Source organism: Kaistella sp. 97-N-M2 (genome assembly GCF_021513235.1).
In the GTDB taxonomy this organism is placed as follows: domain Bacteria; phylum Bacteroidota; class Bacteroidia; order Flavobacteriales; family Weeksellaceae; genus Kaistella.
This window is the reverse complement of record NZ_CP090976.1, coordinates 2,822,466-2,846,041: the sequence shown is the minus strand read 5'-3', so window position 1 is coordinate 2,846,041 and position 23,576 is coordinate 2,822,466. Positions and strand designations below refer to the sequence as shown.

Sequence of the window (23,576 nt, the reverse complement as noted above, 5' to 3'; positions counted from 1 at the left end):
AATATTTTTAATAGGCATGAAACCCGCTTCGCGACGTATGCCCAAATAAAGCAAAAGCTATCGCATGAAAGAATTTTCGCAAGAAGTTTACCTGAAATGGTATGAAGAAATGACAATGTGGAGAAGGTTTGAAGACAAATGCCGTTCTCTTTATCTTAAACAAAAAATCAGAGGTTTTTTACATCTATATAACGGTCAGGAAGCAATTCCGGCCGGTTTCGCGCATGCCATGGATTTAACAAAAGACAGCATGATCACCGCGTATCGTTGCCACATTCATCCCATGGCGATGGGTGTAGATCCGAAAAGAATTATGGCAGAACTTTGCGGTAAAGCAACCGGAACTTCCGGCGGCATGGGCGGATCTATGCACATTTTCAGCAAAGAAAAAAGGTTTTATGGCGGGCACGGCATCGTGGGTGGACAGATTCCACTAGGCGCAGGTATTGCTTTTGCCGACAAATATTTCGAAACCGGCGGCGTTAATATCTGTTTCTTCGGCGATGGAGCCGCGCGTCAGGGTTCATTGCACGAAACTTTCAACATGGCCATGAACTGGAAACTGCCTGTTGTTTTTGTTGTAGAAAATAATGGGTATGCCATGGGAACTTCTGTGGGCAGAACGGCGAATCACGAAGATATCTATAAATTAGGATTAGGATATGAAATGCCTTGCCTTCCCGTGGATGCGATGGATCCGGTGAAAGTGGCTGAGGCCGCTTACGAAGCCATCGAGCGCGCCAGAAGAGGAGACGGACCCACTTTTATCGAAGCCAGAACTTATCGGTACAGAGGACACTCCATGTCGGATGCAGAACCGTACCGAAGCAAAGACGAAGTTGCAGACCGTAAAAAAGATGATCCCATCGAAATCGTGAAGCATCGTATTTTAGATAACAAATGGGCGACGGAAGATGAGCTAACAGCCATTGAAGACAAATCCCGCGAATTTGTAGACGAATGTGTTGAGTTTATGGAGCAGTCTCCGTACCCAACCGAAGATAAAGTCTACGAATACGTTTATGCGCAGGAAGATTATCCGTTCTTAAATAAATTAGAGAATAATTAAATTAATAAGGATTCTGGGTTTGCATAATTTTTCATCCCAAATAATCCTTTAACAAAATATCACATCAATATTATGGCAGAAGTTATAACCATGCCCCGGCTTTCTGATACAATGACGGACGGAAAAGTGGCAAAATGGCACAAAAAAGTGGGCGATCAGGTAAAGGAAGGCGATATTTTAGCTGAAATTGAAACCGATAAAGCCGTACAGGATTTCGAAGCCGAGGTAAACGGAACGCTTTTGTTTATTGGCACGGAAGAAGGCGGGTCCTCGCCCGTAGATTCTGTTTTAGCCATTATTGGAAAAGAAGGAGAAGATATTTCTGCTTTAAAAGGCGGAAATTCGAACGGAACTTCAGACAAAGATGCTACGCAAATTCCCGAAGAACACCAAACAGAAAATAATGTTACCGCTGTGGAAACTGCAGAACCTGTAGAAAAAGAAAACGGCACCGAAGGTAAAAACTCTTCCGCAGAAATTCCGGATGGAGTGGAAGTCATCACAATGCCAAGACTTTCAGATACAATGTCCGAAGGAAAGGTAGCGAAATGGCACAAAAAAGTGGGCGATCAGGTGAAGGAAGGCGATATTTTAGCTGAAATTGAAACCGACAAAGCGGTACAGGATTTTGAATCCGAATTCACCGGAACTTTATTATACGTTGGAACTGAAGAAGGTGGCGCAAGTCCCGTTGATGCCGTTTTAGCCATCATCGGGCCAGAAGGAACCAATGTTTCCGGAATTGTGTCCGGCGGCGGAAAAAAAGCGGCAGCGACACCTGAAACAAGTGGTCAGAAATCTGAACCGACTCCTGAAAAAGCACAAGCTTCCGAGTCCGACTCGCAGCCAACTTCTACCGCAAATTCCGAAAGGGTAGCCATTTCTCCATTAGCCAAAAAAATGGCCGAAGACAAGGGTATCGATCTTAATGCTTTAAAAGGAAGTGGCGAAAATGGCAGAATCGTAAAAAAAGATATCGAAGGATTTACGCCAAGCACGAAAGAAGTTGCGGATAATGCAGCACCGCAAACAGCTTCTGCGAAAGCAGCACCGGCTCAAGCGAATTTTGTACAGGGCGAAGATTCCGAAACCCCGAACTCGCAGGTGAGAAATATTATTGCGAAAAGACTTTCCGAAAGTAAATTTACTGCGCCACATTATTATCTGATCGTTGAGATCAATATGGACAAAGCGATTGTTGCCAGAAAAGAAATTAACTCGTTGCCGGATACGAAGATTTCTTTCAACGATATGATTATCAAAGCAACCGCAATGGCTTTAAGAAAACATCCGCAGGTAAATTCAACCTGGAAAGAGGATAAGATTATTCACCACGGAAACATTAACGTTGGCGTCGCAGTCGCAATTCCCGACGGTTTGGTGGTTCCCGTTCTGAAAAATGCGGATCAAATGAATTACAACCAAATCTCCGCAGGCGTAAAAGACATGGCCGGACGTGCAAAATCCAAAGGTTTGAAAGCCAATGAAATGGAAGGTTCTACCTTCTCCGTTTCCAATTTGGGAATGTTTGGTATCGAGACTTTTACTTCCATTATCAACCAGCCGAATTCCGCCATTCTGTCCGTGGGGGCAATCATCGAAAAACCGATTGTAAAAGACGGTCAGATTGTCGTGGGAAATACCATGAAACTTTCTTTGGCGTGTGACCACAGGGTAGTCGACGGCGCTACGGGCGCGCAGTTTTTGCAGACTTTAAGAACGTATTTGGAGCAGCCTTTAACATTGTTGCTCTAAGTTTCAGTTTAAATTTATACAATCCTTTCAATTAATTTTGAAAGGATTTTTTTTTGGGCGCAACCCTCGCCAGCGCTGTGGCCTTGCCCGGGTCGGTCTCCGTGCAGTCGCTGTTTTGGGGGAGGCGGCGGCTTTGCCGCCGCCTCCCCCAAAACGAGCTCCAACAATGCACTTCGCCCTTGCGCAAAAAGCCCCGAAATAAATCGCAGATTACAATCATTTTCACTATTTTTGAAACCATGATCAAAGCAAACAATATTCATAAATCCTACGGTAATCTCGAAGTACTGAAAGGAGTTGATATTCATATTAAAGAAGGCGAAGTCATTTCCATCGTCGGGGAATCCGGTGCCGGCAAATCCACACTTCTACAAATTCTCGGAACCTTAGATACACCAAGCACGCCAAAACATTTCGAAACAGAAATCGCTTTGGCCGGGCAGTCCTTCATCAACATGAGCGATCGCCAGCTTTCCCTTTTTCGTAATGAAAACATTGGCTTTGTTTTTCAGTTTCATCAACTTTTGCCCGAATTTAGTGCCCTGGAAAACGTTTTGTTGCCCACACGCATTTCCGGGAAAAACGAAAAAGAATCCTTAGAAAAAGCCTACTCATTATTTGAAGACCTCAATATTGCACACCGTATTCATCACAAACCCAATGAAATGTCGGGCGGCGAAGCGCAAAGAACGGCGGTTGCAAGGGCATTAATCAACTCTCCAAAAATTATTTTTGCCGATGAACCAACGGGAAATTTAGATTCCAAAAACGCCGACGATCTGCACCAACTGTTTTTCGATTTAAGATCAAAATACAATCAAACTTTCGTTATCGTCACTCACAATACGCATCTTGCCGATACCACCGACCGGAAACTGGTTATGAAAGACGGCCAGATTATCTAAGATTCGAGTAAAAAGAGCCAGGAAAAAGATAATTGCAGCCGACTTTTGGATTTCAAAAAATTTATTTATAACCACAAAAAATGTCAATTAAATTTCTTGCTGAAGACGACCGACCGCGGGAAAAATTTTTGCTGAAAGGTAAAAATGCACTCTCCGACGCGGAATTGTTGGCAATTATAATGGGCAGCGGCAACCGCGAAGATTCCGCTGTGGACCTGGCGCGTAAGATTTTAGATTCCGTGGGTAACAACTGGCACAATCTGTCTTTACTGCAGATTTCAGATCTAACAAAGTTTAAAGGAGTAGGCGAGGCCAAAGCCATTTCTATTGCCACTGCGCTGGAAATCGGGCGGCGGCGAGCTTCCCAGGAAGTTCCGGAAAAAATTCAGATCACCAACAGCGCTGACACTTACAAAGTGTTGCAACCTCATTTAGGCGATCTTCAAACCGAAGAGTTTTGGGTGGTTTTTCTTAACCAGAGCAATCGCGTACTGGGCAAATCGAAACTTTCTTCCGGCGGCATCAACCAGTCTGTCGTAGATGTGCGGATATTATTTAAAAATGCCCTCGAACATTTCGCTACCGGAATTATTATCGCACACAATCATCCCTCCGGAAATTTAAAACCCAGCCAGGAAGATCTTAAGATCACAAAGCAAATTGGGGAAGGCGGTAAAATTTTGAATATTCAACTTATCGATCATCTTATCATCGCCCAAAATTCCTACTTAAGTTTCGCTGACGAAAATTTATTATGATCAAACGACTTCAATATAAAGAGATCGATTTTCAGCGCTACGCGAAATGCCTCGAAAATTCTTTGCAAACAAATATTTACGCACCAAAGGAAATTCTGGACGCGCTCTGCGATACCTGGGAGCTTTTAGTCTACAATGAGTACGAATATGTAATGCCCGTTCCGGTGCGGAAGAAATTCGGTTTTCGTGTTGTCATCATGCCGCTTTTCTGCCAGCAACTGGGGGTTTTCGGCCCCGAAATCAATGAAACCGTTGAATTGAAATTTATGGCTTTCTTAAAAGAAAATTACCAAATTCTTACCTATCATTTTAATTTTCAAAACTTAGCCACACAAGGTCTGAAGCCTAAGAAAAATTATCTCATCGATAAAACTGAGTATTCTCTTTTGCGAAAAAATTACTTCAAAGGACGGAAATCCGCGGTTAAAAGCGCACAGCATCTTTATTTTAAAGAAGAGAACAGAACCGATGTTTTGTCTTTCATCCGGGCTCATTTCCAGGGTTTAGACAAGAAAAGTGATCTCGAAAAATTTTTCACGTACATTAAATTTCTAGAGGAACGGCATCAGCTCAAAATATTTGGCGCGTATAAAGAAGATCATCTGACAAATTTGGCACTGGTGATTGCAACTGAAAACCGGTATTCTTTACTCGGATTAGTCAATGACGATCAATTTAAAGCAGATAACGGCGCTTCTTTCCTCATCGACAGAATTTTGCAGGAAAACATTCACGCCAGATCTTTCGATTTTATGGGTGGAAACATGCGCGGAATCGAGGTTTTTTTTAAAAGTTTTGGGGCCGAACTACGCGAATATCCCATCCTGGAATTTTCCAAAAAAGAATTGGTGAAAAACTTCCTCCAGAAGTAGCAAATTATTAGTATTTTTGCATCCTCATTCCCGCTATGATCGAATCACCCTATTTACCCTACGCATTTGCCCTCCTGCTCGCTTTGCCTTTTCTTATTTTTATAAGGCAGTTTGTTTTTACTTACATCAAGTTTAAAAATCAGGAGATCAAATTATTAACGGTGAAAGGAAATTCCGAGCAGCGCGTTCACGCGTACGAAAGGATAACTTTGTTTTTAGAAAGGTTAAAGCCATCTAATCTGGTGACGAAGTTTGACCGCACTTTAGCACCACACGAATACGTTTTTCTCGTGGAAAAAATGATTAATGAAGAGTTCGATTATAACGCGTCTCAGCAACTTCATTTAAGAAAGAACTTGTGGAAGAACGTGGTTAACTGCAAAAATAATACGCTGCACATCCTTCATAAAACTTACGAAAACCTAAATGATAATTCCACTTTAGCTGATTTCAAAACCGTTTTTTTGATGAATTACATGAATGATGCGGATTTTATTTCGCAAACAATCGAAGATTTAAGAAAAGAGAGTTTAATTGTAAATTAAAATAATAATGATACCAAATTTTAAAGCGCATCCTTGGCACGGCATTTCTGTGGGAGACGAAGCGCCAAATGTTGTAAATGTTTTTGTAGAAATCGTTCCGAGCGATACCATAAAATATGAAGTTGATAAGCAAAGTGGTTATCTGAAAGTAGACCGTCCGCAGCAGTTTTCGAACATCATCCCGGCATTGTACGGTTTTATTCCGAGAACGTACTGTCACGACGAAGTATTAAAACTGGCTATCGAAAGTGGTGCAACCGATGTAGAAACCGGTGATCTGGATCCGCTGGATATTTGTGTTTTAAGCTCTCATAATATTCACTCCGGTGGAATGTTGATGGAGGCTATCCCAATTGGCGGTTTTAAAATGATCGACAAAGGTGAAGCCGATGATAAAATTGTGGCGGTAATGAAAGGCGATCACGCTTTTGGTCATTTCCGCGATATTGAAGATCTTCCGCAAGCGGAAGTTAAGAGACTGATGCACTATTTCCTCACCTATAAAAATCTTCCGGATGAGCCGCAGAAATGTCGCATTCAGGAAGTTTACGGCGCGGAGCATGCCAAAAAGGTAATCCGGGCATCCGAGCAGGATTACGCAAATAAATTTGGGGGATAATTCACCCAAAATTCAATATTTATAAAGATAGATTTTTGGATCTGTCTTTTTTTATTTAAGGTTAATCAGCTGAGTTATAAAATAAAATTGTATTTTCGATAATCGTTTTAATTAACAAAAAATTAACATTAAATAATAAACTATGAATTTATTTTATTTGGTACCCATCTTCGGTATTGTTGCCCTAATTTACACTTTCATTCAGAGTAACTGGGTGACAAAGCAAAACGCCGGAAGCGCGCGAATGCAGGAAATCGCCGGTTACATCTCAGATGGCGCAATGGCCTTCTTAAAAGCCGAGTATAAAGTAATGGGGTACTTCGTGATCATCGTTGCGATTCTACTTGGTTTAATGGGCGCGTCGAGTGCCAATTCGCACTGGAGTTTGGCCATTTCCTTTATCATTGGAGCAATCCTTTCAGCTACGGCGGGATTTATCGGAATGAAGATCGCCACCAAATCAAATGTAAGAACTGCCGAAGCCGCAAAAACTTCTTTGGCAAAAGCCTTGAAAGTGTCGTTCACCGGAGGTTCCGTTATGGGAATGGGTGTTGCCGGTTTAGCGGTTTTAGGATTGGGGGCTCTATACCTGGTTATCAAGCAGATTTTTGCACCGGATGCCGCAGCCAATTCGCATGAAATGGAAAAAGCCATCGAAATTCTTACAGGATTTTCTTTAGGGGCAGAGTCAATTGCGCTTTTCGCCAGAGTTGGTGGCGGAATCTATACAAAAGCGGCCGATGTTGGGGCCGATTTAGTGGGTAAAGTTGAAGCCGGGATTCCGGAAGACGACCCAAGAAATCCGGCGACCATCGCAGATAATGTGGGAGACAATGTTGGCGATGTGGCCGGAATGGGCGCCGATTTATTCGGTTCTTATGTTGCCACGGTTTTAGCGACGATGGTTTTGGGTAACGAAACAATTTCTCCGGATCTCTTCGGCGGATTTGCGCCCATCCTCTTACCGATGTTAATCGCCGGAACAGGAATTATTTATTCGATTATCGGAACTTTATTTGTGAAAGTAGGCGAAGCGGTAGAGCTGGACACGGCACCCATTCAAAACGCCTTAAACTTAGGAAACTGGGGAAGCATTGTATTAACCGCGATATCTTCGTATTTCCTCGTGAATTATTTAATGCCCGACACGATGACTTTAAGAGGTCACGAATTTACGAAAATGGGCGTTTTTGGTGCCATCATCGTTGGTTTGGTAGTAGGAACTTTAATGAGCATCATTACAGAATATTATACGGCGATGGGTAAAGGTCCTGTGAAGAGCATCGTAAAACAATCTTCAACTGGCCATGCGACCAATATTATTGGCGGCTTGGCAGTTGGTATGGAATCTACTTTTTTACCGATCTTGGTTTTAGCCGGCGGTATTTACGGTTCGTTTCTTTGCGCTGGATTATACGGAGTCGCGATTGCGGCAGCGGGAATGATGGCTACCACAGCCATGCAGTTGGCGATTGACGCCTTCGGACCAATTGCTGATAACGCCGGTGGAATTGCCGAAATGAGCGAGCTTCCGAAAGAAGTTCGGGAGAAAACGGATATTCTGGACGCGGTTGGTAATACCACTGCAGCCACAGGAAAAGGTTTCGCCATCGCTTCCGCAGCATTAACGGCGCTTGCATTATTTGCAGCATTCGTTGGAATTGCAGGAATCGACGGAATTGATATTTACCGCGCCGATGTTCTGGCCGGTTTATTTGTGGGCGGAATGATTCCATTTATATTTTCTTCACTGGCCATCAGAGCCGTAGGAACTGCTGCAATGGCAATGGTAGAAGAAGTTCGCCGTCAGTTTCGAGAAATTCCGGGGATTTTGGAAGGAAAAGCAACACCGGAATATGAAAAATGTGTCGCCATTTCTACAGATGCTTCCATTAAAAAAATGATGCTTCCCGGTGCGATTGCTATTATTTCGCCGTTATTGATGGGCTTTATTTTTGGTCCGGAAGTTTTGGGAGGATTTTTAGCGGGTGCTACGGTTTCCGGAGTCCTAATGGGAATGTTTCAGAACAATGCAGGTGGTGCCTGGGATAATGCGAAGAAATCTTTTGAGCAGGGAGTCGATATCAACGGAGAAACATATTACAAAGGTTCCGAACCGCATAAAGCCTCTGTTACCGGCGATACTGTTGGAGATCCGTTTAAAGACACGTCAGGTCCATCCATGAATATCCTGATCAAACTAATGTCGATCGTTTCCCTCGTTATCGCGCCGACTTTGGCAATTATGCACAAAGATAAAATTGAAGAAAACCGTCGGGAAAAAATTGAATCATTAAACAGAATGGCAGGAATTACTGCAGGAACTTCTGCGGTGGTTAACGGCATGAACGCAGGTTCTCCTGCACTTGCGCCGGAGGTGAGAGGAACTTTGAATGCGGAGGGCGATTTTGTGTACGACACAGGAAATATTCAGGAAGTAAAATTATCCAACAAAACCATTCAACTGGGGGAAAACAGCCAGCTGTATTCGCTTTATAATGGAGTGAAATTGGAGGATCAATCTCTTTTAAATAATGACCGGTGGTTTACGATTGAAAATTTATATTTCCAAAGTGGAAGCAGCGAATTAAAAACCGGTTCTGAAACGCCACTCAATAATTTGGCAGAAATCATGGCCGATCATCCAACATTGAAAATAAAATTAGGCGGTTATACCGACAATACGGGAAGTGAAGGCAGCAACTTAAAGTTGTCGAATCTTCGTGCGATGACGGCGAGACTGAAGTTAATTGAGATGGGAATTGCTGCAGACCGAATTGAGACCGAAGGGTATGGTTCAGCATTTCCGGTTTGCGAAAGCAATGATACCGAAGAGTGTAAAGCGCAGAACAGAAGAATTGACGTTAAAGTATTAAACTTTTAAAACGTAATTTAAAAATACAAGATCCCAGCTGAAAAGTTGGGATTTTTTTGTGTTCAAAACCCGTGCAGGGCAATCACAAATTAAATCCGCACGGCTGTTCGCCTTCTAAATTACCGTCGAGCAAATTAGTTGTGAGCAATTAAGAATGTGTATAATTTTTTTTTACCTACATTAAAAATAAGAGTCGATAAAAACAAAAAAGGATAACCATCGCTATCCTTCTTTGCTTTTAATTGTTTTTTTACAGGGATTTTGAACCTGCTTCGGCAACGGCATGATCATTTTCAACCGTACTTCCGCTTACGCCGACGGCGCCAATGATTTCACCATCGCTGTTCTTTAACGGAATTCCGCCTGGGAAAGTAATAAGGCCGTTATTTGAATGTTCGATATTGTACAAAGAGCCACCCGGTTGGGAGAGTTCGCCAATACTGCCGCTGTTCATATCGAAAAAACGTGCTGTTTTGGCTTTTTTAATGGAAATATCCAAGGAGCCGAGCCATGCACCGTCCATCCGCGCAAAAGCGACGAGGTTTGCACCGGCATCAACGACCGCGATATTCATTTTGGTATTAATTTCTTTTGCTTTGTTTTGTGCGGCTGCAATTATTTTTTCAGCCTGTTCTAATGTAATGTTCATTTTGTTAATTTTTAGATTTAGATATGATCAAATATACAATTAGTCTGCAGAATGTGAGAAGATTAAGTTTACAAATCAAACGGATCCCAAAATGTTACCTGTTCTTTAACAAGACCCAGCCGTTGTAAACCGTAACTGTATTGGAATCGGGCTTCGTCCCACTAAAAAATAAAAGATTCAATAAATATTATTGAATCTCTAGATTTAATTTTAAACCAAAAGTTTGGGAATGACTGGTAATTTTAAGGGAAATTATAGGCTTACTCTACAATCTTCCATCTTGCTTCCCGCCATTCTTTTTGGGCTTCTTTGGAAAGGTAGGACCAGGCGACAATGCGGCTGGATTTGTTACCCGTACCGATGGGAATAGTTTTCACCTGAGAGACTTCCATCTCATCCAAAGACCTGTAAACTCCCTTAAGATTGGATTTTTTTGAAACTAAAGTCGAGAACCAATAACAGTTTTCTGCAAATTCTTTGCTTTCTCTGATCATGTTGTGAATAAACGTGTGTTCGCCACCTTCGTACACGAGTTCTGTACTGATCCCCGCAAAATTAAGCGGCGGTCTTTTTGTGTTTTTCCCGGAGAGATTTTTTACTTTCCTTCGGGAACTTTTCTGCGCATCTTCTGTGGAAGAGTGGAAGGGCGGATTACAAATCGTGAAATCAACTTTATCTTCCCCACTCATAATTCCGGCGAAAAACCATTCGCTGTTTTCCTGCAAACGGAGGTCAATTTTATCCTGAAGAGAAGGATTTGCGGCCACAATTTTCATTGCGGACTCTATCGATTTAGGTTCAATGTCGGACCCGATAAAATTCCACCCGTATTCGCTCACACCAATAATCGGATAAATACAGTTTGCGCCAACTCCAACGTCGAGACCGGTAATTTGGTCTCCGGGCGGAACAGTGCCAAAATTACTCTGCGTTAAAAGGTCCGCCATGTGATGCAGATAATCTGCTCGTCCCGGGATGGGCGGACATAAATTTTCTTCAGGGAAATCCCAGTTTTTAATGCCGTAATAATGATGAAGCAGTGCCTTGTTCAGCAATTTTACCGCCACAGGATTTGCGAAATCGACCGATTCTGCACCGTACTTATTTGGGGTAATGTGTTCTGCCAATTGCGGTACAGCAACCTTTAAAGCGTCCAGGTCATAGCTTTCGCGGTTTTTATTTCGAAGGTGAAGCCGTGTTTTTTCGGGCGTATTTTTATCTGCGGACATAATTTAAAATGGTTAATTCCGACGGTTAAAATTTAAAATAAAGAAAGAAATATCGTCGGTTTTTTGCTTTTGCAAAGATGGCAGAATTTCTTCACAAAGTTTCTATCAATCGTAAGAAATAAAATGAGGCACGCTGCGGAATTTGCCAGGTAGAATTGTCAGCAGATTTTTTAGAGACGGACCAACTACCTGCATTTCATTATCGGAAAAAATTTTAGCAATCTCGGACGGAGTAGGTTCGTGATCTAAAGCAGCCATCGTTACAAAAAAATTCTCCAGTTTACCGGCGGGCTGCACAGTTACGGTCATTTTACCTTTTGCTGAGATTTGGGTCCAGGCATGCGGCACCGCCCGGGGAAGAAATATCGAATCACCTACCGTCAGATCGAATAGGTCGTCGCCCACTTTAAAACGGTAGGACCCATCGGTAACGTGAAAAATCTCATCCTGGTCCGGATGTACATGATACGGCGTTCCTTTACCTGGAGATAGCGATGTCTGCTCGAAAATGGCAAGGTCGCCCTCGGTATCTTTACCCGAAACTTTTACATCTAGAATGTTGGAATTGACGCCTTTCAGTTTAATCGATCCGTGGATTCTGCCTTCACCGGAAGAAATTTTAAAGACTTTTTTAGGTCTGAAGGCGGGTAAAATAACTCTTGAAAAACCCAAAACCGGAACTGCACTTAGAGGCAGAAGGGCTCCGATGAACTGATTTCTTTTCATGGCACTCGCTATTAAAGTTGAGCATTAATTTAAACCACTGCGAAAAAAGACGTCGCGAAAATACTGAAAAATTGTATAACAGCTTGATCCGCAGTTTTTTGTTTTTTGAATTACAAAATAAATGTTTTAAAAAGCATGAAAACTTGTTTTAAAATCGTGTGTTGTTTACTCTGATATTGCAATTTTTGAAATTTAATTCATTTAAAATCAAGTTTGATCTTCAGATTTTTTGTCGAGGAATTTTTCGATTAGGGGAACAATAAGATCGGTCTCTTTAAAATCCGGCGTGAGCGTTGTAATTTCCCCGATGTATTCCCCATGACCACCGGGAATGATGGCCAGGTCGGAACCGGCGATTTGTCGGTGAAGTTCCAAGGCGTGTTCTACGGTCACTACATCTTTATCCCCATTAATGATGAGGGTGGGCGATTTTATCGCTTTAATCTGTTCCTCGGGAATATCTTCAAAATTAACCATCCTTTTTGCATCTTTGTTGTGCATCACCACTAAAGCGTTTGGGTCTTGGGCAACCTTGCGGTAGGCTTCCTGCAACTGTTCGGGCATGTTTTCCAGACTGGCCTTCGACATAAAATCCCAGAACCAGTTCGGGACTCCGCTCCTTTTTGCCAGGGCAGAGCCCAAAATTATTTTGTCGGATAAATTTGGATGTCGGAGCGCAATCTGTAAAGTTGTGGTACCGCCATTGCTAAAGCCGAAAAAATCAGCCCGCTGAATATTTAAATTTTTGAGAAGCGCTGCAACGTCGTCGGCATCCTGTTCAAAGGTAACGGCTGCATCGCGGTCGCCCGTACGGCCATGCGCCTTCGCTTCCACCGCAATTATTTTGCGGTTTTTAGCCAACAGTGGAATCACTTTTTCAAAAGTAGTCTGGATGGTAGAGCCGCCACCGTGCAGCAGGACTAGTGGTTTTCCGTCGCCGTAAATTTCGTAATACATTTTCAGGCCATTCACGTTGGAGTAACCATTGGTAAAAGCAAGACTGTGCGCTGTTTTTGGTTCCATGATGATCTTTATTTTTGAAACTGTGAAACTGAAAATTTTTGTCTTACTTAATTTAGTCGTTTAAGGACTGAATACCCATTTCATTAAGTTTTTTGAGAGCCTCTTTCATCGCTGTCACCTTTTCAACTGAATGTCCCTGCCAGATCGTGACTTCGCCCACAACTTTAAACGGATGGATCGAGCGATAGGATTGCGTAGGATTTCCGGGAAATTTTTTATCTGTTAAATCGGGGTCATTTTCGATTTCTCCTGTCGGCTCTACCAAATAAATTCTTCCGGAACCTTCGCCGCTGGAAAGTTCCGCACCCCAGATTGCAGCATCGAGGGTGGCCGAGAGAAAAATGTATTTCGCATTTTTTCTCTTTCCGTAATTTGAACTGAATCCTGCTTTAATATGATCTCCAATTTTTAAGGCCACTTTAGTTCCGTGAAAGTAAGTCTGCGCAAATGGCGTAGGCGCTTTTTCACCAGAACTATCAATAATTTCATCCATGCTTCTTTTGTTTAAATGTTTTCACCATTAATTTAAAAATTTAACAGAACGATTGTGACACAGTTTTGATGCGTCTCTGTAAGTCAATACGTTTTACCGGTTTTTATGGGATTATAGTAAAACAGCACGGCACCGCTGCTGAAAGTTTTTGTCTTCACCAGCGTTAAATTTATCGGCTCGTTAATATCATTAAATAACGGCAAACCAATGCCCGCGACGACGGGATGAACCATCAGTTGTAATTCGTCAATTAAGTTGAGTTTTAAGGCCTGCATTATTAAACTCCGGCTGCCAATAAAAATATTCATACCAGATTTTTGCTTTAAGTTTAAAATTTCTTCCTCAATATTTTTGGTGGCCAACCGCGCACTTTTCCAGTCGAACTGCGTGAGGGTGTGGGAAAAAACAATTTTAGGAAGTTTGTCCATCACCACCGCAAAGTCATCCATGGACTTTTCACCGGAGGGATTTTTGGCAAGATCGCGCCAAAATTCCATGAGTTGGTAAGTTATTCTGCCGTAAAGAAAGAGGTCTGCGCCACGTAAAAGCGCGGTGTAATGATCATGTATTTCTGAATCTGGAGTGACCGCGGTATGGTCGCAAAAGCCGTCCAGCGTCATGTTAATTGCTGCAATAACTTTTCCCATAAATCTATCAAATTTAAAAGGTTAGGTTTTTCACGTCTTGCGATATTCTTATTTTGGATAATTTGTTCGGTAAATCGTTTTTGAGTTTCCATCAACTTTTACAAATTTGCATTAAATATGCTTTGTTGAAATCTTTCTACATGTTCAAAAATCATCAATTTTTATTAGTGATGTTCAGATCTATTTTCTTTTCTGCATCTGTACGTGTTTGTAATCCAGTATTAAAATTGTTCGTTTACCAATTCTCCATTTGCCACAGCGCCGGCGATATTTCCACTGGAAACTGCATTGGCCACAGAACGCATCATATTCGAATTGTCTCCACAGACCAAAATATTCGGCACCCGTGTTTTTTGAAAAGCTTCAATTTTTAAATATCCAAAATCATCGAGTTCGCAACCCAGCGCCGCTGGAATATCCGAATGTTGCGTAAACGGAACTGCGCCATAGGCGACGTCGAACGGCATTTTAGTTCCTCCCTCAAAAATCAGATTCTGCAATTGTCCGTTTTCGTGTTCAATTTCATGGATGGTTTTTTCGATGATTTTTACATTGCGTTTGGCCAATTTTTCTAATTCATCGACACTAAAATCTGCCTTACCATTCGTCAAAAGTGTAACTTTATCGCTGAGGTTATTTACCATTGCGGCAAGGTGAAAGGCTTTCGGACCATTTGCTATAATTGCGGTATTGCGGTGGCGATATTCGTATCCGTGGCAGTAGGGACAATGTATAACAGAAATTCCCCAACATTCGGCAAAACCTTTAATGTTCGGCATTTCGTCTTTTATTCCGGTAGCGAAGATTAATTTTTTTGCTGTAAATCGCTCATTTTCAGACGTTATTATTTGAAAACCGTCTTCCGTTTTTACCCCAATTTTGGCGGTTCCATTGTAAAACTTTACGGTTTCATATTGCTCAATGTCTCTCCGGGCACGCGTTGAAATTTCTTTTGGCGTTTTGCCGTCCTGCGTTAAAAAATTGTGGGAGTGTGGAGTTTGAATATTGCACGGTTTTCCATTGTCGATGATCAAAACATTTCGCAAAGAACGTCCTAAAGCCAGGGCTGCAGACAATCCTGCATAACTGCCGCCAACGATGATTACATCAAAATTTGTATTATTGTTCATTTTAATCCTTACTTATTTTAAGTACAAATGCATTTCGATGCCGTTTTTCCCGGAATCTCGGTGAACCAGAAATACTAAAAGGAACTAAAGTATTTGCGAAATAAAATTACAAAATTAATTTGCGCTTACCATTAATTGTTTTTCAAATCGCAATCAGAATTTCCAGAATGGAAATGGCCGGTAATTATTTTTGATAAGTGAAAAAAATTAAGATGACATTTGCGAAATAGGATTTTTATCTTTCGAAAAACGCCGTAGAACCGCCAATCCAGATGGCATTTTTTTTATTGAAATCAACGTTCACCATATCGGCTTTTGTCATTCTTACCAAATGCTCCATCAGTTTCGGGCGCGCATCGTTTTCTTTCCAAATATAGAGCAAACGGATTTCGGCCTTCGAATAGTCGCCGTTTGGGTCTCTAAAAAGCGGAGCATATTTCACTTTCCGCTGTAGAATATAATTTTCGCGGTCTTCAATTTTTTCTAAATCCTGTGGCGTGGGATTGAGATTAACGCCGCTGCCGGCAAAAGAAAACAAGGGTTTCAGCACAAAATCTTCCAAATGTTCCTCCGCGGGAAAATCATTTAAAAAATAACTTTTCGGCACGTAAGGGTGGTGGAGTTTTGGTAAAATATATTTGGAGATCTTGAAAAACCAATTCGGATGCGTAATCCATTTAACGTCTAAATCTTCGCGGAAATCAAAATCAACTTTCAGATTTGGAATCTTGTTAATTTCGTCGAAAATCACGCGGTTGTAAATTCTTTTGATTTGAATTAAATTTCCCGCGTTCTCGTAAAAAAGTTTTCGGCCTTCCTTTTTTACTTTCGTCAGGCACACCGTTTTAATACCGAGCTTTTTCTCCGTCAGATAAAAGTCGATATTCGTTTTTTGCTGATCCGGATAAACTTCGAGCAGAACCACATTTTCGGGATTTTCGTCGCCTACAATAAGATTTTTTAATTCCGCATAATATTCGTCGTCGCCTCGTGAAGATTGCAAAGGCTCAATAAACGGATAAATTTCGACCACAGAATTTTGCAGTTCTTTCTGGAACGCGTACAAGGTAGGGAAGGACTGCAGTTCGATGAGCTGCGGTACCACTTCGCCGGAGTCGTTTTCGCAGATGCCGAAATCAATGGTGAAAAAGTGCGGCTGCAGCGTATCACCTGGCACATTGGCATCTGCGGGAATGGCCTTATTCAATTCTTCCGGCGACATGTCTTTGATTTGGGAAATGATGCTTTCACACGCGTCATTCAGTTTGGCTTTAAAGTTTGCGGTCAAAAAAATGGGACTTTCGGAGACGCGAAACTGCGGATAAATTCCGCCTTTTTCCTTAAGCTTTTCCAGCAGCGCAGTGTATTTTTCCGGTGTAAATTCTGCGTTAAACTGGTCTCTGTATTTTGGAATCATAGTCTTTTTCTTAGTGGTTTATTCAAAAATGATTAATGAAGACGCTTACGTTAAACAGGGGAATTTACAAATAACGCATTACTTTGTCTCAGGCCAGTTCACACTTCAAAACCTCTTTGGCGGCGTGCTGCAAAAAGCGCGGCAGAATTTGTGCCTGCGTGAGGATAATTTTTTCCGGATCATCCATTCTGTCCACGGTTTGCAGGTATTTTTCCAGACCATAGTTTTCAATCATAGCCTCGCGGTTTTTATCGTCCTTTAAATTCTCGAGCATTCCTTTTGGATCTGCTTCCGGATGAAACTGGGTGCCAAAAATTTCGTTGGAGAACCGAATCGCCATCACCGCGCGCTCCAGATGGATATGTGGACGAACTTTTTCCAATGCCATTATTCTCATGCCCATTTCTTTCAGGCGGGCATTGTCTGCCTCAATAAACTGATAACCTCTGGAATCTACCGCGTAGAAGGGTAGCGGCAAATTCTGCAGTAAAAAATCTTTACTGCCTTCCCGGGTTTTATGTATCGGCATTACGCCGAAAGAGTAGGATTTACGTTTGCAGATATTTCCCAAACCCCAATGAATGCTGGCCACCTGAAAGGAATGGCAAATTAAAAAAAGAAACTTCTTGTTATCGTGCGTTTTGTTGTGCTCCCAAATTTCATTTAAAAATGCTGCGTATTTTTCTTCCCATTCGTAACCTTCTTTGTGCGGATTTCCCGGACCTCCCGAAGAAATAAAAATATCGAAACCGCTTACAACCGGTATTTCGTTTTTGTATCTCACATCGAAAACTTCAATAGAAACGGCTTCATCTGCGTTCTCCTTGAAGGCCTCGGAAATTTCTTTTATATTGCGCATCCCTTGGTTTACATGATGATTATTCATGTCGAGCAGGGCCACTTTGATCTCTTTCATTTAATAAATATTTACGCTGCAAAATTAAGAAATAATAGCTTAATCGTATGTTATTCCGTATTCTGTCTCCGAAATCATGTAATCCACTACGGCTTTCAGATCGCCGGTTTGTTCGTAAACCGCCAGCTGACGGTCCGCCCCGGTTCCGTTTTTCAGAATTTCCCAGGCATATTCAATTTCATCTCTGCACCCCAGTTCGTCTGCAACATCATCGATAAAATTAAGGAGTTCTTTCAGCAGGTCGCAGTAGGGAACGCTGGTTTCTTTTCCAAAATCGATAAGATGTGCGTGGATGCCGTCTTTGGAGGCGCGCCATTTATTCTCGTTAAGCAGCAGCCTTCTGTAACTGCGGAAACTCATATTCTGCTCGTGTAGTTTGTAGATCTTCGCGACCAAACACTGCATGATCGCAGCTAAACATACAGTTTCGTCCACCCGCAAAGGCATATCGCAGATCCGGAACTCGATTGTTGGGTAGAAGGGATGCACCCGCAAGTCCCACCAAATCTTCTTTGCGTTGTCAATCGTGCCTGTTTTGATCATTAGTTCGATATACGCGTCGAATTCCGCCACGGAACTGAAATAACTTGGGATTCCGGTACGCGGAAATTTTACGAAAACTTCCTGCCGGTAAGATTTAAAACCCGTATTCCGGCCCACCCAAAAGGGCGAATTGGTGGAAAGGGCGTAAACGTGCGGCAGAAAATAGCGCATCACATTTTGGATTCGGATGCCTTCTTCACGATTCGGAATTCCAATGTGCACGTGCAGACCGAAGATCAGATTTGAACGAGCTACGTCACCCAGGTCTAGAATAATCTTGTCATAACGTTCCTGTTTCGTGATCTGATTGTCCTGCCACCGCGAAAAAGGATGCGTGCCGCCGCCGGAAACGCGCAGATTGTTTTCGTGCGCAACTTTAATAAGTCTTTTGCGGAGATCAGTGAGTTCGGCTTTCACTTCCTGAATATTGTTGCAGATACCGGTTTCCATCTCGATCACCGATTCGTGCATTTCGTGCTTTAAATTTTCCTGTAAGGTGGCTTTTCCGCCTTCGATGATTTTGGACACGTGCGAAACAAGGTCCCGCGTCTCCACGTCGATAATTTGGTATTCTTCTTCAACGCCAATGGTAAATTGATGCATAGCTTTGTGTTTTAGGAGGGATCAGTATGAAAACTCAGGAAGTTTGATGTGGAGAAAAATTTTCGTCAATTTCGGACAACCGAAGTTCGTGACGATAGTATTCTTAATGTTTTCCTACTGATCCGGTATTTTCTAACTTTTGTTGATGGTATCTTTTACAAATTTCCCCCAGGAAATATTTGGTTTGCCGGGTTCGTATTCTTTCGCTTTTTCAATGGCGAATTTCGCGGCGTGTTCTACGATCCAGGCAAAATTTTCTTCGCCCACAGAATTGCGGTCCGCGTCCGGCGCTGGATTGCAGAAGTCGATGGCATAGGGAATACCGTCTCTCACTGCAAATTCTACGGTGTTGAAATCGTAGCCCAGTTCTTCGTTCATTTTAATGGTGTAATCGTGGATCACTTTCAGCAGTTTTTCCAGTTCTTTGCCTTCTGTCTGGTGCGTTGTTGCATATCGTAAATGGTGCGGATTCCGCGGTTCATACGGCATAATGTGCACGTATTTTTTGCCGAGACAATACACGCGGTAATAATCCTGAAAAACAATTTCTTCCTGCAGCATCATCACGAGCTGTTCGGTTTCACCCAGTTTGTGCCACATGTCTTCGGCGTTTTCCACGCGGTAAACGCTTTTCCAGCCGCCACCATCGTGGGGTTTCATGTACGCAGGAAAGCCGATGTAATTGAAAATATAATCCCAGTCGTGCGGAAATTTGAGATTTCGGAAGGATTTCTCGGTAGTATCTGTCGGCCGGTCGTTACTGGGCAGCAAGACGGTTTTCGGCAATGGAATTCCAATTTTGGTCATCAGAGCGTTGTTGAAAAATTTTTCGTCGGCGCTCCACCAAAAAGGGTTGTTCACTACGTAAGTTCCGTTCAGCGCTGCGTTTTTCAGATAAGCTCTGTAGAAAGGCACGTCCTGCGAAATCCGGTCGATAATCACCGCGTATCCGTAATCTGCGCCTTGTTCTAATTTATCGATCATTACGGCTTCTGCAACCACATCGCCGTTGCCCATTTCATTTACTTTATCAATGAAAGCCCACGGAAAAGTGTCTTCCATACCGAATAATATTCCTACTTTTTTTGCCATTTTATTATTTGTTTGATGTTATTGTGTTCTATTTGAGGTTTGTTTGAGCTTTTCAAAATTTGTTTGAAAGTCTCAGCTAAAAAATTTGCCCATGAACATAGGGAAAACCATGCGCCAAAGCGGCCAGTCGTGGTTGATCCATTTCCGTTCGTCGTACCAGTGGTCAATTCCTTTTGAAGCCAAAATTCCGGCCATTTCCTTTGTCTGCTCCAGGCAGATATCCTCATCGGACGTGCTTAAAACAATGTGCATGTGGCTGTATTTCCAGGCTTCGTCATTCCGCACAAATTCGCGCGGACAGTTAAAGTAAACGAGATCGCTGCTGTAACCGTCCATAAAATTTCTGATGGAAAAAGCGCCAGACAGGCAGAACATGTGCGACACGACATCCGGAAAGCGGAAAGCAAAATTTGCTGCGTGGTATCCGCCAAAACTTGCGCCGGCGACCGCGATACGGTGTTCCGAATGGAGACTTTGCAGATATGGCACGAACTCCTGAATTAAAAACTGTACGTACATCTCGTAATTTCGAATGCGCTCTGCCGGAGATATATTTTTGTCGTAAAAACTGAACTTATCGATGGTTTCGATATTGTAAAGTTTTACTTTTCCCTGATCTACAAACCAATTGATGCTTTCGTTGAGTTTGAAATCGTGGTTCTGCGTGTACTGGCCCTGTGATGTGGGAAACATTAAAATAGGGTGACCATAATGACCGGTCACCTCAACCTTTAAACTCATTCCTAAAAGGTGCGAATAAAAATCGGTATGTTCAATTCTCGGCATATATTTATTTTTACGTTGAAACTGTTTTAAGGGTTCTTATTTTACGACCTTTTAAACATCAAATGATTGCCAAGTCCTTAGGAACCTGGTTTGGATTTGGGTGGCAGAATATTTAGAAAGTCTTTCGTTATTTTTTCTGCTGCTTCATCCAGCCGATGCTCAATTTTTTCCTTGCTGTCGGATTTATAAACGATTCCGATATGATAATCCAGCGGAAGAAACCGCACGATTTCTTCGCAATTGAAGTCGTCGTAATTAGGTTTTTGGTCTTTAACCAAGGCGATAATGAGTCCTGCGGAAAATCCCGTGGGTTTTGCAACTTCGTAGTCCAGATTTTTAAGGACTGCATTTTCGATGCGGGCCCATTCGCGCCACAGGTTAATTCCGCTGGAAGCCTCCACCAGGTCGGGAATGTGAGCGCCGCCCACGCGCGAAGAGGTTTCCAGAAAATACCATTTTTTGTCTTCTTTTCCGCGAATAAATTCCGTGTGCGTGGCACCATTCACCAGGCCAAAACTTTTCAAGACTTTCGAATTGGCTTCGTCCAGTGCTTTAAATTCGTCGGAATATCGGCTTAATGTCTTCGTGCGGAAAACGCCGCCTTCATGAGAAACCGCCATGGGTGGCGAAAGATATTGCGAAGTGGAAGTAAAGACGATTTCTTTTTTATAAACCAAACTGTCCACATGAAAAACGTCGCCGGGCTTGAAACTTTCAAGCAAAAATAAATGACGCTGATCGCCAAGTCTTTCGATTGCCGGCCAAAGTTCTTCCTGAGATTTAATTTTGATAATTCCCGTGGCCGAAGCTTCCGACCGCGGTTTCAAAACCCAGGGCGCGGGATTTTTCGCCGTAAATTCGCTGACGACCTCGTTATTGAAAATTGAAGAATATTGCGGGGCGACGATGCCGGAATCTTTTGCCAGCTGTCGCATGGCGAGTTTATCGCGAAAATATCGGTGCGTTGTCTGTCCCATGCCTGGGATGCGGAAGGTTTCGCGAACGAGTGCGGCTTTCTCCACATCGTAATCATCCAGCGCAATTACCGCGTCGATCTTATTGTCTTTCATTAAATGCGAAAATCCCTGAACCAAATGATCCAGGTTCCAAACCGAAGGCTCAATTTCGGGCATGTAATAAACTTCGTCGATAGCGTGCCAGGGCCAGTTTTTTTCTTTAATGTTTTCGGAAGTGATGAGGATTACTTTATTGCCGAGATTCTTTATTTCGTCCATAAAATCGTAACCCTTGTAATAACAGGAAATACAGACGATCGTTTTCTCCATCATATAACGAATGTTAAAAATTAATGGATTTTCAAAAATATAAACAAATTTCTATTAAATAATAAACATAGATTTTTTAAAATTATTCAATATTTGAGAATACCCTATCAATTATACAGAGAAAATTTTAAATACCCTAATTTTTTAGGCAAAATCTTCCAAAAAATCCAGGAGCAGCTGCACGCCATAACCTGTTGCGCCTTTTTCTTTCATGTACTGCACATTACCGAAAGCCACGCCCGCGATATCCAGATGCGCCCAGTTTGGGTGGCCTTCAATGAACTGTTCTAAAAATTTCCCCGCAACAATACAGTCGCCGAAGGGTTTAGAAGAAATGTTTTTAAAATCGGCCACGTCAGAGGTGAAGTCGTCTTTCCAAATATCCCAGAGCGGTAAATTCCAGACGCGCTGGTTGGTTTTATAGCCGGATTTTTCAAGGGATTTTTTTAAATTTTCGTTGTTGCTAAAATAGGCGCCACACGTAGAGCCGAACATTCTAACAGAACTTCCCGTCAGAGTGGCGAGATCGATCAGGGCATCGCTTTTATAATTTTTGGAGAGATAGGAGAGTCCGTCCGCGAGTGTCATTCGTCCTTCGGCATCGGTGTTGAGTACTTCGATGGTTTTGCCGTTGTAAGCTTTGATCACGTCACTCGGAATGTAGGCCGTATTCGAAACGGCATTATCGGTGATGGGCAAAATTACGACCAGATTGAGAGGGAGTTTGTTTTTCGCCGCGGCGATGAGGGTTCCGATAACGGCGGTGGCACCGCCCATATCAGATTTCATGTAGTGCAGATTTTCGGAACCTTTAATTGAAATTCCGCCCGTATCGAAAAGAACGCATTTCCCCACCAAACCAACGGTTTTTGCCTCTTGTTTGTCGCACTGATATTCCAAAATCGTAAAAGCCGCTTCCTGCGAACTTCCCTGATTCACCGAAAGAAATGCGCCCAATCCTACTTCTTCCGATTTCGCGCGGTTAAAAACGGTTCTTTTTAAATTATATTTTTCAGCAACATCTTCCAAAAAATCCGAAATCTGCGGAACGCGTTTAAAATTTTGCGGCTTGTTCAGCCATTCCATGCAGGCAAACTGACCTTCGCAAAGCGCGGAAATTTTTAAGGCTAACCGCTCCAGATTTTCTGGTTCGAAACTTCCGATAACCAGTTCGAATTCCGGTTGAAAAAGGGGATGTTCTTCTTTAAATGGATATTCGTAAGTTCCTAAATATAAACCGCGTGCTAAACTTTCAATCTCGTCATCATTTAAATTTTCACATGAAAGAAGCGTGGGTTGCGCCTTCAGTTTTTTTCTGAATTGGTAGGAGAATTTTTCCGCGCAGGCCTGCATTTCAAAATTCTTCGGCTCATTGCCCAAGCCAATTAAAAAATGAACAGTATTTTCTTCCAAAAGAATAAAGGTTTCGTCTTTTCGGGCCGAAAAAATTCCACTTAGGTTTTCGGCGAAATTTTGCTTTTCCGTTTTCCAATTCTTTTCCGTGAAGAAGGAGAGTTTTTGGGTGATTTGATTTGTGGGTTTATTGCGAAGGTTAATTTGGATCATTTTAAATTTCAGTTAATATTTTTGAAGGTAAGGAAAATTTCGTCAAGTGTTTTTAAGTGGCAAGTTCTGATA

Annotated in this window: 22 protein-coding genes; 8 read left to right on the top strand and 14 right to left on the bottom strand. The window is 42.4% G+C overall.

The genetic code is table 11. The features are described from left to right. The first annotated feature begins 64 nt into the window (after positions 1 to 64). From pdhA to L0B70_RS13205, 8 genes are all read left to right on the top strand, one after another. Positions 65 to 1,069 carry a pyruvate dehydrogenase (acetyl-transferring) E1 component subunit alpha gene (gene pdhA / locus L0B70_RS13240; RefSeq protein WP_235142251.1) on the top strand — a complete coding sequence of 335 codons (1,005 nt, stop codon included), beginning with the start codon at positions 65 to 67 and terminating at the stop codon, positions 1,067 to 1,069. Positions 1,070 to 1,141: 72 nt separating this feature from the next. Beyond that, complete coding sequence (locus L0B70_RS13235; RefSeq protein ID WP_235142250.1) at positions 1,142 to 2,824, top strand: pyruvate dehydrogenase complex dihydrolipoamide acetyltransferase; 1,683 nt, start codon at positions 1,142 to 1,144, stop codon at positions 2,822 to 2,824. Between the two features lie 239 nt (positions 2,825 to 3,063). Continuing rightward, positions 3,064 to 3,729, top strand: a complete 666-nt coding sequence (locus tag L0B70_RS13230; protein ID WP_235142249.1) for an ABC transporter ATP-binding protein — start codon at positions 3,064 to 3,066, stop codon at positions 3,727 to 3,729. 80 nt (positions 3,730 to 3,809) lie between these two features. Beyond that, positions 3,810 to 4,487: a DNA repair protein RadC gene (gene radC, locus L0B70_RS13225; protein ID WP_235142248.1), complete on the top strand. Its 678-nt coding sequence runs from the start codon at positions 3,810 to 3,812 to the stop codon at positions 4,485 to 4,487. After that, positions 4,484 to 5,359: a hypothetical protein gene (locus L0B70_RS13220; protein WP_235142247.1), complete on the top strand. Its 876-nt coding sequence runs from the start codon at positions 4,484 to 4,486 to the stop codon at positions 5,357 to 5,359. Before radC ends, L0B70_RS13220 begins: the two co-directional genes overlap by 4 nt. 35 nt (positions 5,360 to 5,394) lie before the next feature. Then, on the top strand, positions 5,395 to 5,904 hold the full coding sequence (locus tag L0B70_RS13215) for a hypothetical protein (RefSeq protein WP_235142246.1): 510 nt from the start codon (positions 5,395 to 5,397) through the stop codon (positions 5,902 to 5,904). A gap of 7 nt (positions 5,905 to 5,911) precedes the next feature. Beyond that, positions 5,912 to 6,523 (top strand): inorganic pyrophosphatase, encoded by a 612-nt coding sequence (locus tag L0B70_RS13210; RefSeq protein ID WP_235142245.1) that lies wholly within the window; start codon positions 5,912 to 5,914, stop codon positions 6,521 to 6,523. 142 nt (positions 6,524 to 6,665) lie between these two features. Next, a complete protein-coding gene (locus L0B70_RS13205) occupies positions 6,666 to 9,407 on the top strand; it encodes a sodium-translocating pyrophosphatase (RefSeq protein ID WP_235142244.1) in 2,742 nt (913 codons plus the stop codon). 241 nt (positions 9,408 to 9,648) lie between these two features. Here L0B70_RS13205 and L0B70_RS13200 read toward each other — a convergent pair whose 3' ends face one another. The 14 genes from L0B70_RS13200 to L0B70_RS13135 all read right to left on the bottom strand — a co-directional run bounded on the left by L0B70_RS13200 (position 9,649) and on the right by L0B70_RS13135 (position 23,504). Next, complete coding sequence (locus L0B70_RS13200) at positions 9,649 to 10,047, bottom strand: heme-binding protein (RefSeq protein ID WP_235142243.1); 399 nt, start codon at positions 10,045 to 10,047, stop codon at positions 9,649 to 9,651. A 260-nt stretch (positions 10,048 to 10,307) separates the two neighbouring features. Continuing rightward, entirely contained in the window at positions 10,308 to 11,276 is a 969-nt protein-coding gene (gene rlmF / locus L0B70_RS13195; protein ID WP_235142242.1) for a 23S rRNA (adenine(1618)-N(6))-methyltransferase RlmF, read from the bottom strand. Between the two features lie 105 nt (positions 11,277 to 11,381). Then, positions 11,382 to 12,002, bottom strand: a complete 621-nt coding sequence (locus tag L0B70_RS13190; RefSeq protein ID WP_235142241.1) for a cupin domain-containing protein — start codon at positions 12,000 to 12,002, stop codon at positions 11,382 to 11,384. Between the two features lie 207 nt (positions 12,003 to 12,209). Next, positions 12,210 to 13,025, bottom strand: coding sequence for an alpha/beta fold hydrolase (locus L0B70_RS13185; protein ID WP_235142240.1), 816 nt, complete (start codon positions 13,023 to 13,025; stop codon positions 12,210 to 12,212). Positions 13,026 to 13,077: 52 nt separating this feature from the next. Next, entirely contained in the window at positions 13,078 to 13,518 is a 441-nt protein-coding gene (gene arr / locus L0B70_RS13180) for an NAD(+)--rifampin ADP-ribosyltransferase (protein ID WP_235142239.1), read from the bottom strand. Positions 13,519 to 13,601: 83 nt separating this feature from the next. Then, positions 13,602 to 14,165: a dihydrofolate reductase family protein gene (locus L0B70_RS13175; protein ID WP_235142238.1), complete on the bottom strand. Its 564-nt coding sequence runs from the start codon at positions 14,163 to 14,165 to the stop codon at positions 13,602 to 13,604. A gap of 221 nt (positions 14,166 to 14,386) precedes the next feature. Continuing rightward, positions 14,387 to 15,295, bottom strand: coding sequence for an NAD(P)/FAD-dependent oxidoreductase (locus tag L0B70_RS13170; RefSeq protein WP_235142237.1), 909 nt, complete (start codon positions 15,293 to 15,295; stop codon positions 14,387 to 14,389). 235 nt (positions 15,296 to 15,530) lie between these two features. Continuing rightward, positions 15,531 to 16,712, bottom strand: a complete 1,182-nt coding sequence (locus L0B70_RS13165; protein WP_235142236.1) for a hypothetical protein — start codon at positions 16,710 to 16,712, stop codon at positions 15,531 to 15,533. Between the two features lie 88 nt (positions 16,713 to 16,800). Next, positions 16,801 to 17,628: a type 1 glutamine amidotransferase gene (locus L0B70_RS13160; RefSeq protein ID WP_235142235.1), complete on the bottom strand. Its 828-nt coding sequence runs from the start codon at positions 17,626 to 17,628 to the stop codon at positions 16,801 to 16,803. Between the two features lie 39 nt (positions 17,629 to 17,667). Continuing rightward, a complete protein-coding gene (locus tag L0B70_RS13155) occupies positions 17,668 to 18,774 on the bottom strand; it encodes a carboxylate-amine ligase (protein WP_235142234.1) in 1,107 nt (368 codons plus the stop codon). A 132-nt stretch (positions 18,775 to 18,906) separates the two neighbouring features. After that, complete coding sequence (locus tag L0B70_RS13150; RefSeq protein ID WP_235142233.1) at positions 18,907 to 19,866, bottom strand: RimK family alpha-L-glutamate ligase; 960 nt, start codon at positions 19,864 to 19,866, stop codon at positions 18,907 to 18,909. Positions 19,867 to 19,938: 72 nt separating this feature from the next. Beyond that, positions 19,939 to 20,652 carry an alpha/beta hydrolase-fold protein gene (locus L0B70_RS13145; RefSeq protein ID WP_235142232.1) on the bottom strand — a complete coding sequence of 238 codons (714 nt, stop codon included), beginning with the start codon at positions 20,650 to 20,652 and terminating at the stop codon, positions 19,939 to 19,941. 77 nt (positions 20,653 to 20,729) lie between these two features. Further along, positions 20,730 to 21,941, bottom strand: a complete 1,212-nt coding sequence (locus L0B70_RS13140; protein ID WP_235142231.1) for an acetyl-CoA carboxylase biotin carboxylase subunit family protein — start codon at positions 21,939 to 21,941, stop codon at positions 20,730 to 20,732. A 141-nt stretch (positions 21,942 to 22,082) separates the two neighbouring features. After that, positions 22,083 to 23,504, bottom strand: a complete 1,422-nt coding sequence (locus L0B70_RS13135; RefSeq protein WP_235142230.1) for a M17 family metallopeptidase — start codon at positions 23,502 to 23,504, stop codon at positions 22,083 to 22,085. Positions 23,505 to 23,576: the final 72 nt, after the last annotated feature.

Coding starts and splice junctions, on each gene's coding strand:
- pdhA (WP_235142251.1), top strand. CDS start 65: ATGAAAGAATTTTCGCAAGAAGTTTACCTGAAATGGTATGAAGAAATG.
- L0B70_RS13235 (WP_235142250.1), top strand. CDS start 1,142: ATGGCAGAAGTTATAACCATGCCCCGGCTTTCTGATACAATGACGGAC.
- L0B70_RS13230 (WP_235142249.1), top strand. CDS start 3,064: ATGATCAAAGCAAACAATATTCATAAATCCTACGGTAATCTCGAAGTA.
- radC (WP_235142248.1), top strand. CDS start 3,810: ATGTCAATTAAATTTCTTGCTGAAGACGACCGACCGCGGGAAAAATTT.
- L0B70_RS13220 (WP_235142247.1), top strand. CDS start 4,484: ATGATCAAACGACTTCAATATAAAGAGATCGATTTTCAGCGCTACGCG.
- L0B70_RS13215 (WP_235142246.1), top strand. CDS start 5,395: ATGATCGAATCACCCTATTTACCCTACGCATTTGCCCTCCTGCTCGCT.
- L0B70_RS13210 (WP_235142245.1), top strand. CDS start 5,912: ATGATACCAAATTTTAAAGCGCATCCTTGGCACGGCATTTCTGTGGGA.
- L0B70_RS13205 (WP_235142244.1), top strand. CDS start 6,666: ATGAATTTATTTTATTTGGTACCCATCTTCGGTATTGTTGCCCTAATT.
- L0B70_RS13200 (WP_235142243.1), bottom strand. CDS start 10,047: ATGAACATTACATTAGAACAGGCTGAAAAAATAATTGCAGCCGCACAA.
- rlmF (WP_235142242.1), bottom strand. CDS start 11,276: ATGTCCGCAGATAAAAATACGCCCGAAAAAACACGGCTTCACCTTCGA.
- L0B70_RS13190 (WP_235142241.1), bottom strand. CDS start 12,002: ATGAAAAGAAATCAGTTCATCGGAGCCCTTCTGCCTCTAAGTGCAGTT.
- L0B70_RS13185 (WP_235142240.1), bottom strand. CDS start 13,025: ATGGAACCAAAAACAGCGCACAGTCTTGCTTTTACCAATGGTTACTCC.
- arr (WP_235142239.1), bottom strand. CDS start 13,518: ATGGATGAAATTATTGATAGTTCTGGTGAAAAAGCGCCTACGCCATTT.
- L0B70_RS13175 (WP_235142238.1), bottom strand. CDS start 14,165: ATGGGAAAAGTTATTGCAGCAATTAACATGACGCTGGACGGCTTTTGC.
- L0B70_RS13170 (WP_235142237.1), bottom strand. CDS start 15,295: ATGAACAATAATACAAATTTTGATGTAATCATCGTTGGCGGCAGTTAT.
- L0B70_RS13165 (WP_235142236.1), bottom strand. CDS start 16,712: ATGATTCCAAAATACAGAGACCAGTTTAACGCAGAATTTACACCGGAA.
- L0B70_RS13160 (WP_235142235.1), bottom strand. CDS start 17,628: ATGAAAGAGATCAAAGTGGCCCTGCTCGACATGAATAATCATCATGTA.
- L0B70_RS13155 (WP_235142234.1), bottom strand. CDS start 18,774: ATGCATCAATTTACCATTGGCGTTGAAGAAGAATACCAAATTATCGAC.
- L0B70_RS13150 (WP_235142233.1), bottom strand. CDS start 19,866: ATGGCAAAAAAAGTAGGAATATTATTCGGTATGGAAGACACTTTTCCG.
- L0B70_RS13145 (WP_235142232.1), bottom strand. CDS start 20,652: ATGCCGAGAATTGAACATACCGATTTTTATTCGCACCTTTTAGGAATG.
- L0B70_RS13140 (WP_235142231.1), bottom strand. CDS start 21,941: ATGATGGAGAAAACGATCGTCTGTATTTCCTGTTATTACAAGGGTTAC.
- L0B70_RS13135 (WP_235142230.1), bottom strand. CDS start 23,504: ATGATCCAAATTAACCTTCGCAATAAACCCACAAATCAAATCACCCAA.